Consider the following 11,587-nt stretch of genomic DNA (forward strand, 5'->3'; position numbering starts at 1 on the left):
TGGATTCAAGGCTTGTCGATGTCCGCCGTCCCCCACCATTCCGCCGCGCATCCGCCGGTAATCTGCCTGCTCGGCCCCACCGCGTCGGGCAAGACCGCCGCCGCGCTGGCGCTGGCGGCCGACGCGCCGGTGGAGATCATCAGCCTGGACTCGGCGCTGGTGTACCGCGAGATGGATATCGGCACCGCCAAGCCCACGCGCGAAGAACTGGCCGTGGCGCCGCACCACCTGATCGACATCATCGACCCGGCCGACAGCTACTCGGCCGCGCAGTTTGTCGGCGATGCCGAACGGCTGATCGGGCAGATCCGCGCGCGCGGCCATGTGCCGCTGATCGTGGGCGGCACCATGCTGTATTACAAGGCGCTGACGCAGGGCCTCAACGACCTGCCGCAAGCCGACGCCGCGCTGCGCGCCGAGCTGGACCAGCTGGCCGCCGAACGCGGCTGGCCGGCGCTGCATGCAATGCTGGCCGAGGTCGACCCGGTCACCGCGGCCCGGCTCGCCCCCAATGACGCGCAGCGCATCCAGCGCGCACTGGAAATCCATCGGCTCTCCGGCCAGCCGATGTCGGCGCTGCTGGCGCGCCAGGCCGAGGGCCGTACCTTTGCCGGCGCGGCCGACCAGCGCTACCGCGTGATCGCGCTCGAGCCCTCCGACCGGCTGAAGCTGCATGCCCGCATCGCGCAGCGCTATGACGCCATGCTGGCCCACGGCTTTATCGACGAGGTCGAGCGGCTGCGCGCGCGCGGCGACCTCCATCCCGGGCTGCCTTCGATCCGCTGTGTTGGCTACCGGCAGGTGTGGGAGTACCTGGACGGCGACGCCGACTTTGCCACCATGCGCGAGCGCGGCATCGCCGCCACGCGCCAGCTGTGCAAGCGCCAGCTGACCTGGCTGCGCAGCACGCCCGAGCGGCTGGTGGTCGATTGCCTGGCGCCCGATTATGTCGACCAGGTGCGCAAGCTGGCGGACTTCGGGCACTAAGCCAGCACGCGGCTGGCTTGGCGAGTGACGGACGGGCGATAATTCCGAATCCCTGCTCTCCGGAAAACCGACCCGAATGTCCAAGCCTGCCTTCACGCTACGCCCCGCCACCGCCGCCGACAGCGAAACGCTGTTCAACCTGATCCTGGCGCTGGCCGAGTACGAAAAACTGACGCATATCGTCGAAGCCACGCCGCAGAAGATCGAGGCCGCGCTGTTCGGCGCGAAGCCGCAGGCCGAGGCCGTGCTGGTCGAAGTCGATGCCGAAGCGGGGCGCAAGGCGGTCGGCTTTGCCCTCTTCTTCCATAATTTCTCGACCTTCCTTGCCAAGCCCGGTCTGTACCTGGAAGACCTGTATGTCGATCCAGCGTGGCGCGGCCAAGGCCTGGGCAAGACTTTGCTCAAGCACCTGGCGGCACTGGCGCTCGAGCGTGGCTGCGGCCGCTTCGAATGGTCGGTGCTGGACTGGAACCAGCCGTCGATCGATTTCTACCAGGCCATGGGCGCCGATGTGCTGCCCGACTGGCGCATCTGCCGCGTGACCGGCGCCGCCCTGGACAAGCTGGGCGCGAAGTAACGCAGCAACGGGTGCACCGGCGGGTCCACCGGCGGTGTTATACACTTGATATCGAACCGCCATACAATGACGGCACCAACTGTCTTTTTTCCGGACCGCGCCAACCGCCATGCCTCGCACCAAAGCCGCACCGCCCGCACAGCCCACCGACGGTATCGCTGACGCCGAGGCGGACGGCGCGCGCGGCGCATCGGTCGACGAAATTGCGGATCGCATCCTGACCGCGATCTGGGAGCACCGCCTGCCGCCGGGCACCAAGCTGGTGGAAGAAAAGCTGGGCGGCGTGTTCGGCGTCAGCCGCACCAAGGTGCGCCTTGCCTTCGCCAAGCTGGCGCACGAGGGCGTGCTGACCGTCCACCCCAACCGGGGCACCTTCGTCTCGAGTCCGAGCGTGGCCGAAGCGCGCCAGGTGTTGCATTCGCGTCATCTGCTGGAGCCGGCGCTGGTGCATGACCTCGCCGGCGTGATTGGCGCCCCGGGTGTGCGCGCACTGCGCGAGACCACGCGGCAGGAAGCACAGGCGCGCGACAGCAACGACCGGCGCGCCATCATCCGGCTGTCGGGCGAGTTCCACTGCAAGCTGGCCGAGATGACGGGCAACCAGTACCTGGGCAAGTACATGCGCGAACTGTGCTCGCTGACCTGCCTGATCATCGCGCTCTATGACGCGCCGGGCGTGCCGTCGTGCCCGCACCATGAGCACGACGATATCGTCGATGCGCTCGAAGCCGGCGACGGCGAACGCGCCGCGCGGCTGATGCGCGAGCACCTCGGCCACGTCGAAAGCACGTTGCGGCTGGAATTGCCCGCGGAAGAAAAGGTAGACCTGGAAGCGGTGTTCGCCGCGGTCTGAGCCGCGGCGTTACCGTAGGGGGAAATGCGGCTTAGCGGTGCTCGATGCGCGCGGCCAGCGCCGCGGGCAAACCCAGCGTGGGCTTGGCATCGGGCCGGCGGAACGTGCCCGCGGTGGCCTTGCGCGGCTGCAGCGCGACCAGCGCCTCGGCCTGCTTGACGGCGGCCGCCATCTGGTCGACCACCGGCACCGCAATGCGGTCGCGCACCCGCGCGGCCAGGCCGGCCAGCGGCGCGCCGGCCAGGATCACCACATCGGCCTCGTCCTCCGCCACGGCGCGGTTGGCCAGCTCCACCAGCACCGCTTCTTTCTCTTCCTGCACGTCCGACACCGAGGCAAAGCTGCCGTCGAGCATGCGGATGCCGGCCAGCCGGCCGCGCAGGCCGTGCATGTCCACGCATTCCTCATACCAGGGGCCCAGCGCCCGCGCAAAGGTAACGATGGCAAAGCGCCGCCCCAGCATGCATGCCGACAGCATCGCGGCCTCGGCCATGCCCACCACGGGCAGGTCGAACAGTTCGCGCGCGCCCATCAGGCCGGGATCGCCAAACGCGGCGATGACCGCCGCGTCGAACTGGCCGTGATGCTCGGCCAGCATTTCCAGCGCGATGGCGCCGCCGATCTGCGCCTCGGCGCGGGTGGCGATATACGGCACGCCGCGGCTGGCGGTCAGCGGCACCAGCTCGGTGCCGGGCGCGGCGGCTTCGGTGGCCGCGGCCATCAGGCGCGCGGTGATGCCTTCGCTGGTGTTGGGATTGAGAACGAGGATTCGCATATTCGATATCAGGCAGGGTTGAGCAAGGACGCCAGCACGCTTTCGGCCAGCTTTGCGGCCGCCAGCACATTGCGGTCGGCACCGCGCGGGCCGGCGATCTGCAGGCCCACCGGCAGGCCGTCGCGGCCGCTGCCGCAAGGCACCGAAATGGCCGGCGCCAGCGCATGGTTGAAGAAGGGCGTGAACACCGCGTGGGCGCGCGGCTCCACCGCGACGCCGCCGATCCGCTCCGGCCCCAGCCGGTCGTTGCGCCAGGCCACGCACGGCGTGGTCGGGCACAGCAGCAGGTCATAGCGGGTGAAGAAGCCGGCCAGCGCCAGCGCGATCTGGCGGCTGGCCTCGCGGGCGCCCGCCACCTCGGCGCCCGTCCACGCCAGGCCACGCTCGATCTGGCGCGCGACGTCGACATCGAACTGGTCCGGGTCGCGGCGCCAGGCGTCGCCATAGAGATGGGCCAAACCGACATGCTGCAGCGGCATCAGGGCGGCCTCGTCGGCGCCCTGCGGCCATGCCGGATCGGCACGTTCAACGCTTAGCCCGGCGGCCTGCAGCCGGGCCACGGCGTGCTCGAACGCCTGCGCGACGTCGTCGTCGACCGGCGTGTCCAGCCCCAGGCGCGGGCTGACCGCGATCTTCAGCGTATGCAGCGGCCGCGCGGCGCTTAGTGAAAAGCCCAGCGTATCGGGATCGCGCGGATCGGTGCCGGCCAGCGCCTCGAACATCAGCTCGGCATCGGCGACGGTGCGCGTGATCGGCGCCATCACCTGGATGCCGTTGAAGGCGTGCGGGAAGCCGATCGCATCGGGAATCGCGCCGTAGGAAGGCTTGAAGCCCACCACGCCGGCATGCGCGGGCGGGCGCCGGCTGGAGCCGCCGCCATCGGTGCCCAGCGCCAGCGGCGCCATGCCGGCCGCCACCGCCACCGCGCAGCCGCCCGACGAACCGCCCGCGGTCAGCGTGGCATCGAGCGGATGGCGGGTCAGGCCGTAAACCTTGTTGGTGGTCAGCCCCTTGCAGGCGAACTCAGAGGTGTTGCCCATGCCGAGCACGATCGCGCCGGCCCGGCGCAGGCGCTCGACCGCGATCGCGTCAGCGGGCGCGATGAAGTCGCGGTACAGCTGCGAGCCCTGCGTCACGCGCCGGCCCCGGCACCAGATCACGTCCTTGACGATCACCGGCACGCCTGCCAGCAGCGGCCGCTCGCCCTGCGCCAGGCGCGCGCGCAACTGCGCGAGATCGGCATCGACCAGTTCCTGGCGTTGCTCGAAGACCGCGTTGAGCTGGTCGTTGCGCGCCGCGATGCGGGACTGGAAGGCCGCGGCCACCTCGGCAGGGTCGAGGCGCCTGGCGGCGACGCGGGCGGCGATGGTGGCGGCGTCCAGGCGGTTGGTCAGTTCCATGTCAACAGTGTCGGTCAAGGCGTCAGTCATGCAAGGCGGTGGTTACAGGCTGCCGCCCGAGGTGCGGTAGCGCGGCCGCGCCATCTCCGGCAGCCCGCACGGCAGGAACTCGCCGTGGCCCGCCTCGGCCATCACCTCGCCCTCGTGCGCCACCACCTTGCCGCGCACCAGCGTGGTCACCGGCCAGCCGGTCACGCGCAGGCCTTCATACGGCGTGTAGTCGACGGCATGGTGCAGGTCGGTGTTGCGGATCGTCACTTCGCGGCGCGGATCCCAGATCGCCAGGTCGGCATCGGCGCCGATGGCGATGGTGCCCTTGCGCGGATGCAGGCCATAGAGCTTGGCCGGATTGGTCGAGGTCAGCGCGACGAACTGGTTGACCGAGATGCGGCCGCCCACCACGCCTGCCGAGAACAGCAGCGGCAGCCGCGTCTCCAGTCCGGGGATGCCGTTGGGGATGTACTGGAACGGAACTTCCTGGCCGCCGGGCTTCTTGCCCTGCGCGTCTTCGTAGCGGAACGGTGCATGGTCGGACGAGAAGATAGTGAAGAGGCCGTCGGCCAGGCCGTCCCAGATCACCTGCTGGTTGCTGCGGTCGCGCGGCGGCGGGCTGCACACGCACTTGGCGCCGTGGTAGCCGGGCTGGTCGAGGTCTTCGGCGGTCAGGAACAGGTACTGCGGGCAGGTCTCGGCAAAGATTTTCATGCCGCGGTTGCGCGCCCAGCGGATCTGCTCCACCGCCTCCTTGCCCGAGACATGGACGATCAGGATCGGCACGTCGACCAGTTCGGAGAAGGTGATGGCGCGGTGGGTGGCCTCGCGCTCGATCGCCATCGGCCGCGCCAGCGCGTGGAATTTCGGCGCGGTATTGCCCGCCGCCTCCAGCTTCTCGGTGAGCCAGGCGATGCAGTCCGAGTTCTCGGCATGCACCATCACCAGCGCGCCTTCCTGGCGCGCCACCGACAGCACCTCGAGGATCTCGCGATCGTTCAGCTTGAGGTCGTCATAGGTCATGTAGATCTTGAACGACGAATAGCCTTCGCGGATCAGGCCCGGCAACTCGTCGTTCAGCACGGCCTCGGTGGGGTCGGCCACGATCAGGTGGAAAGCGTAGTCGACCACGGCCTGGCCGCCGGCGCGCCGGTGGTAATCGGCAACCGCCGCGCGCAGCGAGTGGCCTTTCTCCTGCGCGGCAAACGGGATCACGGTGGTAGTGCCGCCGCACGCCGCCGAGACCGAGCCGGTGCGGAAGTCGTCCGCCATCCGCAAGCCGTCCGGCATCGGCTGGTCCAGGTGGCAGTGCGCATCGACGCCGCCCGGCAGCACCAGCTTGCCGCTGGCGTCGATGGTCTGCACCGCCTCGCCCAGGTCGTGGCCAAGCTGCACGATGCGGCCGCCGGCGATGCCGATATCGCACTGCATGGTGTCGCTGGCGGTCACCACGGTGCCGTTGCGGATGATGAGGTCGAACTGTTTCACGGTACGGTTTTTTTCAGGAAGACAAGGGAGAGTCCGGCGCTTCAGCGGTCAGCGTCGGAGAGATGCATGCGTGCGGTCTCGCGGGCCGCGAATGCCGCCACCGCGATCAGCGCGCAGACTGCCGCCAGGTAGAGCGCCACCGGCATGGTGCTGCCGAAGCGGTCGAGCAGGCCCACTGCGATCAGCGGGGCCAGCGCGCCGCCGAACACGCCGGCGAACTGGAAGCCGAGCGAGGCGCCGGTGACGCGCACCCGGGTAGCGAACAGCTCAGGCAGGAACGACGCCAGCGGCGAGAACATGAACGAGACCAGCACCATGCCGACGAACGAGGCCAGCATGATCAGCGCCGGGCTGCCGGTCTTGATCAGCGCGAAGAAGGCAAAGGCCCACACCGCGCCACCGATGCCGCCGATCATCAGCACCGGACGGCGACCGACGCGGTCCGCCAGCAGGCCGGCGATGGGAATGAACAGGATCTGCGCCAGCGCGCCCAGCAGCACGGCATTGAGCGCGATGCTCTTGGGCAGGCCCAGCTTGGTCGGCACGAAGTACAGCAGGAACAGCGTGAACACGTAGAAGGCGATGTCGCCGCCCAGCCGTGCGCCGAAGGCGATCAGCAGCTGCTTCTTGTAGTTGCGCAGCACTTCCATGATCGGCGCGCGGGCTTCGGCATGCGATTCCTCCAGCTTCTCGAACATGCCGGATTCACGGACGTTGGAGCGGATATAGAGTCCGACCCCGACCAGCAGCGCCGACAGCAGGAACGGCACGCGCCAGCCCCAACTGAGGAAGGCTTCTTCCGAGACCTGCCAGGTCACCAGCGCGAACACGCCGTTGGCCAGCAGCAGGCCGATCGGCGCCGCCAGCTGCACCAGGCTGCCGAGCATGCCGCGCCGCTTACCTTCGGGATCAAGCTCATTCACCATGATCGCCGCCCCGCCCCACTCGCCGCCCAGCGCCAGGCCCTGCACCACGCGCAGCAGCACCAGCAGCAGCGGCGCCAGCGCGCCGGCCGCGGCATAGGTCGGCAACAGGCCGATGCCGAAGGTGGCCAGGCCCATCATCAGCAAGGTGATGATCAGGATGGACTTGCGGCCCATCTTGTCGCCGAAGTGGCCGAAGATTGCCGCCCCCAGCGGCCGCGCCACGAAGGCCACGCCATAGCTGGCAAAGGACAGCAGCGTCGCGGTCAGCGGATCGCTCTGCGGGAAGAACAGCTTGGGGAAGACCAGCGCGGCGGCCGATCCGTAGATGAAGTGGTCGTAGAACTCGAGCGTGGTGCCGGCCAGGCTGGCCCCGGCGACGCGCGCGACTGACTGTTTCCGGGTCGACGCGCCGTTGTCGGCGGCGTCGATGCTGACTGCTTGCATGGTTGGATCCTCCAATGGTCCCTGGCCCGCCCTGGTGCACCGGTAGCCGGCGTCGGATTCAGGCGTTGTCTCCGGACGCCGCATGCTTGTGCGGCGTCTTTGCTCAGTACATTAGGCCATAAACCGCCATACAATCAAGCAAAATATTGTTTGTCAGATATGGTGTATGTGCATGCTGGACGTTGGTGCAATGCACTAAGGCGGGTCCTGCCACAACATGGCGGCGGGGGCTCGGGTAAACACCTAAGCACCGTATCCGGCCAAGCGGGCACAAAAAAACGGCGCATGCCCGAAGGCATGCGCCGTTTTCTGTATCGAAGCGGAGGTTGCGTCAGATCACGATGGTCTGGGCCTCGCCTTCGGCCCGCTCGCGGATCTCACCGATCTGCCACACGGCTTCACCGGCAGCCTGCAAGTGCCGGATGGCTCGTTCGGCGTCTTCCTTGGCAACGATCACGACCATCCCGATGCCGCAATTGAACACCCGGTGCATTTCGTCGTCCGCCACGCGGCCCTGCTGCTGCAGCCACTGGAACAGCGGCGGCAGCGTCCAGGCATCGCGATGCAGCACCGCCGTGACGTCCTGCCCCAGCACGCGCGGCACGTTTTCGGTCAGGCCGCCGCCGGTGATGTGGGCCATGCCCTTGACCGGCAGCGTTTCGATCAGCGACAGCAGCGGCTTCACGTAGATCCGGGTCGGCGCCATGATGGCGTCCTGCAGGCGCTGGCCGTGGAAGTCGGCGTTCAGGTCCGGCTTGGCCACCTCGATGATCTTGCGCACCAGCGAGTAGCCGTTGGAATGCGCGCCCGACGAGGCCAGGCCCAGCACCACGTCGCCCGGGGTGATGGTGCTGCCGTCGATGATTTTCTTCTTTTCGACCGCGCCGACGGCGAAGCCGGCCAGGTCGTATTCGCCGTCCGGGTACATGCTGGGCATTTCAGCGGTCTCGCCGCCGATCAGCGCGCAGCCGGCCAGTTCGCAGCCGCGGGCGATGCCTTGGATCACGGTGGCGGCGGTGTCGACGTCGAGCTTGCCGCAGGCGAAGTAATCGAGGAAGAACAGTGGCTCGGCGCCCTGTACCAGGATGTCGTTGACGCTCATCGCGACCAGGTCCTGGCCGACGGTGTCATGGCGATTCAGCTGGAAGGCAAGCTTGAGCTTGGTGCCGACGCCGTCGGTGCCCGACACCAGCACCGGCTCCTGGAATTTCTTCGACAGTTCGAACAGCGCACCGAACCCGCCGATGCCCGCCATCACGCCCTCGCGCATGGTGCGCTTGGCGAACGGCTTGATGCGGTCGACCAGCGCGTCGCCGGCATCGATGTCAACACCGGCGTCGCGGTAGGAAAGGCCTGCCTGGCCGGCGGTCGGGGATGCGCTCATGGGAACCTGCTTGTCCTGGAGGAAATAAAGTGAGGAATTCGGCGCTCGGGCCACCGCCGCTTCCGTCGCTTGGCATCGGAAGGCGGGCGCGAGTCCAGTAGAATCGCAATTTTAACGGATAGAGGCCCCCTGCTTCCAGTTTCCGGCGAGACCGCGCCGCGAAGCGCGCTGCCGCCCTCCCCCCAACCATTGATGAATGCCCCGCTGCTGAACCAAGAGGCCAAGCGCATCCTGCTCTGGATCGTCGTGGCGGTCGCGCTGTTCGCCGCCATTATCGCGCTGGCGCCGGTGCTGACACCGTTCCTCTTCGCGTTCATCTTTGCTTATATCCTGAACCCCGGCGTGGACTGGCTGCAACGCCGCCGCGTGCCGCGCGCGGTCGGCGTAACGCTGATGATCCTGCTGCTGACGGTGATCTGCGTGATGCTGGCGCTGCTGCTGATCGCGGTGCTCCAGCGCGAGATACCGCAGGTGCGCGAGCAGTTGCCGATCCTGCTGAAGAAGCTCAATTCGGTGGTGTCCCCGCGGCTGGCCGAGTTCGGCGTGCGCGTGCGCTTCGACTTCCCCGGCCTGCGCAATATGCTGTCGGACCGCTTCGCGGCCAGCCCGGAAGACCTCCTGGTGGTGCTGCTGAACTACGTCAAGGTATCGGGCTCGGCGCTGATCACGGTGGCGGGCATCGTCTTTATCGTGCCCATCGTCATGTTCTACCTGATGATGGACTGGCATATGGTGATGCGCCGCATCGAGGGCGTGGTGCCGCGCCGCTGGGTGCCCAAGGTGCGCGAGCTGAGCAACGAGACCGACGCGCTGCTGTCGCAATACCTGCGCGGCCAGATCCTGGTGATGGTGATCCTGGCGGCAATCTATTCGATCGGGCTGACCATCGCCGGCTTCGATATCGGCGTGCCGGTCGGGGTCTTCACCGGGTTGGCGGTGTTTATCCCGTATATTGGCTTCGGCGTCGGGCTGGTGATGGCGGTGCTGGCCGCGCTGCTGCAGTTCGGCAACTGGTACGGGCTGGCCGCGGTGGCGGTAGTCTATGGCTTCGGCCAGTTCATCGAAAGCTTCTACCTGACGCCAAGGCTGGTGGGCGAGCGCATCGGCCTGCACCCGCTGGTGGTGATCTTCGCGCTGCTCGCCTTCGGCCAGCTGTTCGGCTTCTTCGGCGTGCTGCTGGCGCTGCCGACCTGCGCGGTGCTTCTGGTGGGCGCGCGCCAGCTGCGTCGGGTTTACGTGACCAGCGACCTGTACCGAAAATAACGGCTGCCGCGCGCCGCCCCGCTCACGAACCTAGCCCGAAGTTAGCCATACGTCATGTCCCCGCGTCCCAAGCAACTGTCGCTCGAGCTGGGCAGCCCGCCGCCTTCGACTTTCGAGAATTTCGTGGTCGCGTCCAACCGCGAGGCGCTGCAGCGGCTGCGCGAGCTGCCGCCCGCGCTCGCGCAGGAGCACGCCAGCGACCGCCTGATCTACCTGTGGGGCGAGGTAGGCTGCGGCCGCACCCACCTGCTGCATGCAGTGTGCGAGGCCGGGCCGCAGCACGGCATCCGCTGCCGCTACCTGAGCCCGCACCACCCGCTTTCCGATTTCCTGTTCGACCCCTGGTGCCAGCTGTACACCGTCGATGACGTCGAACTGCTCGACGAAGCACGCCAGATCGCGGTGTTCTCGCTCTACAACGAGGTGCGCGCCCACGTGCGCACGGCGCTGGTGGTGGCCGGCGGCCTGGCGCCGCGGGCGATGCCGGTGCGCGAAGACCTGCGCACGCGCCTGGGCTGGGGCCTGGTGTACCAGGTCGCGCCATTGTCCGACGACGACAAGAAGGCCGCCGTGCTGCATGCGGCACGCGAGCGCGGCCTGCAGCTGTCGCCCGAGATCACGCACTGGCTGGTAACACGGCATTACCGCGACATGCCCAGCCTGATGGCGCTGCTGGACGCGCTCGACACCTACTCGCTCGAACGCAAGCGGCCGGTCACGCTGCCGCTGCTGCGCGAGATGTTCGCCGAATTCCGGGATTAGGCGGCGGCCCGGCCCGCACGCTCCCCGCCCCCCATCCTGCCTTCAGGTAAAATCGCCGCCCATGAATCTGGCACTCTTTGACCTCGACCACACCCTGATCCCGACCGACAGCGACCATGAATGGGGCCGCTTCCTGGTCCGCCTGGGCGTCGTCGACGAGGTAATCTACCGGCAGAAGAACGACGAGTTCTACGGCCACTACAAGGCCGGCACGCTCGACATCCAGGCCTTCCTGCGCTTTGCGCTGGCGCCGCTGGCGGCCAACCCGCGCGACCGGCTCGATGCCATGCGGGTGCGCTTCATGCACGAGGTGATCGACCCGGTGATCACGCCACAGGCGCGCGCGCTGGTCTACAAGCACCTCGAAGCCGGCGACCTGTGCGCGGTGGTCACCGCCACCAACAGCTTCGTCACCGCGCCGATCGCCGCGGCCTTCGGCATCAAGCACCTGATCGCGACCGAACCGGCCACCGTCGACGGCAAGCCCGGCAGCCAGTTCACCGGCGAGGTCGAGGGCGTGCCCAGCTTCCGCGAAGGCAAGATCACCCGCGTCGAATCCTGGCTCAAGGCCCAGGGCGCGGGCTGGGACAATTTCGAGACCACCACCTTCTACAGCGACTCGGCCAACGACCTGCCCCTGCTGGAGAAGGTCTCCGAGCCGATCGCCACCAACCCGGACGATCGCCTGCGCCACCACGCCGCCGCGGCAGGCTGGCGCATCATGGATCTGTTCTGAC

11 protein-coding genes are annotated in these 11,587 nt (G+C 68.0%); 6 read left to right on the forward strand and 5 right to left on the reverse strand.

Features of this window, described 5'->3' with window-relative positions; all coding sequences use genetic code 11:
* Nucleotides 1–18 precede the first annotated feature (18 nt).
* The 3 genes from miaA (at nt 19) to E5S69_RS17075 (ending at nt 2,417) form a co-directional block, all read left to right on the forward strand.
* Complete coding sequence (gene miaA, locus E5S69_RS17065) at nt 19–987, forward strand: tRNA (adenosine(37)-N6)-dimethylallyltransferase MiaA (RefSeq protein WP_171515833.1); 969 nt, start codon at nt 19–21, stop codon at nt 985–987.
* Between the two features lie 76 nt (nt 988–1,063).
* Complete coding sequence (locus tag E5S69_RS17070; protein WP_171515834.1) at nt 1,064–1,564, forward strand: GNAT family N-acetyltransferase; 501 nt, start codon at nt 1,064–1,066, stop codon at nt 1,562–1,564.
* Nucleotides 1,565–1,673: 109 nt separating this feature from the next.
* On the forward strand, nt 1,674–2,417 hold the full coding sequence (locus E5S69_RS17075) for a GntR family transcriptional regulator (RefSeq protein WP_171515835.1): 744 nt from the start codon (nt 1,674–1,676) through the stop codon (nt 2,415–2,417).
* 31 nt (nt 2,418–2,448) lie between these two features.
* On the opposite strand, the gene E5S69_RS17080 is transcribed toward E5S69_RS17075, so the two are convergent.
* The 5 genes from E5S69_RS17080 to purM form a co-directional block, all read right to left on the reverse strand.
* Nucleotides 2,449–3,192: an aspartate/glutamate racemase family protein gene (locus E5S69_RS17080; protein ID WP_171515836.1), complete on the reverse strand. Its 744-nt coding sequence runs from the start codon at nt 3,190–3,192 to the stop codon at nt 2,449–2,451.
* Between the two features lie 8 nt (nt 3,193–3,200).
* Entirely contained in the window at nt 3,201–4,610 is a 1,410-nt protein-coding gene (locus E5S69_RS17085) for an amidase (RefSeq protein WP_236901365.1), read from the reverse strand.
* 24 nt (nt 4,611–4,634) lie between these two features.
* Entirely contained in the window at nt 4,635–6,071 is a 1,437-nt protein-coding gene (hydA, locus tag E5S69_RS17090) for a dihydropyrimidinase (RefSeq protein WP_171515837.1), read from the reverse strand.
* Nucleotides 6,072–6,112: 41 nt separating this feature from the next.
* Nucleotides 6,113–7,441 carry an MFS transporter gene (locus E5S69_RS17095; protein ID WP_171515838.1) on the reverse strand — a complete coding sequence of 443 codons (1,329 nt, stop codon included), beginning with the start codon at nt 7,439–7,441 and terminating at the stop codon, nt 6,113–6,115.
* A 331-nt stretch (nt 7,442–7,772) separates the two neighbouring features.
* Nucleotides 7,773–8,825 carry a phosphoribosylformylglycinamidine cyclo-ligase gene (gene purM, locus E5S69_RS17100; protein ID WP_171515839.1) on the reverse strand — a complete coding sequence of 351 codons (1,053 nt, stop codon included), beginning with the start codon at nt 8,823–8,825 and terminating at the stop codon, nt 7,773–7,775.
* Between the two features lie 192 nt (nt 8,826–9,017).
* Between purM and E5S69_RS17105 the strand changes: the two genes are divergently transcribed.
* From E5S69_RS17105 to E5S69_RS17115, 3 genes are all read left to right on the forward strand, one after another.
* Complete coding sequence (locus E5S69_RS17105) at nt 9,018–10,088, forward strand: AI-2E family transporter (protein ID WP_171515840.1); 1,071 nt, start codon at nt 9,018–9,020, stop codon at nt 10,086–10,088.
* Nucleotides 10,089–10,142: 54 nt separating this feature from the next.
* Entirely contained in the window at nt 10,143–10,850 is a 708-nt protein-coding gene (hda, locus tag E5S69_RS17110) for a DnaA regulatory inactivator Hda (protein WP_171515841.1), read from the forward strand.
* 61 nt (nt 10,851–10,911) lie between these two features.
* Complete coding sequence (locus E5S69_RS17115; protein ID WP_171515842.1) at nt 10,912–11,586, forward strand: HAD family hydrolase; 675 nt, start codon at nt 10,912–10,914, stop codon at nt 11,584–11,586.
* The last annotated feature ends 1 nt before the right edge of the window (nt 11,587 follow it).

The organism is Cupriavidus necator (genome assembly GCF_013141915.1).
Taxonomy (GTDB): Bacteria; Pseudomonadota; Gammaproteobacteria; order Burkholderiales; family Burkholderiaceae; genus Cupriavidus; species Cupriavidus necator_B.

Excerpts from the sequence above, each read along its gene's own strand:
- E5S69_RS17075 (WP_171515835.1), top strand. The coding sequence starts at position 1,674 with ATGCCTCGCACCAAAGCCGCACCGCCCGCACAGCCCACCGACGGTATC.
- E5S69_RS17080 (WP_171515836.1), bottom strand. The coding sequence starts at position 3,192 with ATGCGAATCCTCGTTCTCAATCCCAACACCAGCGAAGGCATCACCGCG.
- miaA (WP_171515833.1), top strand. The coding sequence starts at position 19 with ATGTCCGCCGTCCCCCACCATTCCGCCGCGCATCCGCCGGTAATCTGC.
- E5S69_RS17095 (WP_171515838.1), bottom strand. The coding sequence starts at position 7,441 with ATGCAAGCAGTCAGCATCGACGCCGCCGACAACGGCGCGTCGACCCGG.
- purM (WP_171515839.1), bottom strand. The coding sequence starts at position 8,825 with ATGAGCGCATCCCCGACCGCCGGCCAGGCAGGCCTTTCCTACCGCGAC.
- E5S69_RS17070 (WP_171515834.1), top strand. The coding sequence starts at position 1,064 with ATGTCCAAGCCTGCCTTCACGCTACGCCCCGCCACCGCCGCCGACAGC.
- hda (WP_171515841.1), top strand. The coding sequence starts at position 10,143 with ATGTCCCCGCGTCCCAAGCAACTGTCGCTCGAGCTGGGCAGCCCGCCG.
- E5S69_RS17115 (WP_171515842.1), top strand. The coding sequence starts at position 10,912 with ATGAATCTGGCACTCTTTGACCTCGACCACACCCTGATCCCGACCGAC.
- E5S69_RS17105 (WP_171515840.1), top strand. The coding sequence starts at position 9,018 with ATGAATGCCCCGCTGCTGAACCAAGAGGCCAAGCGCATCCTGCTCTGG.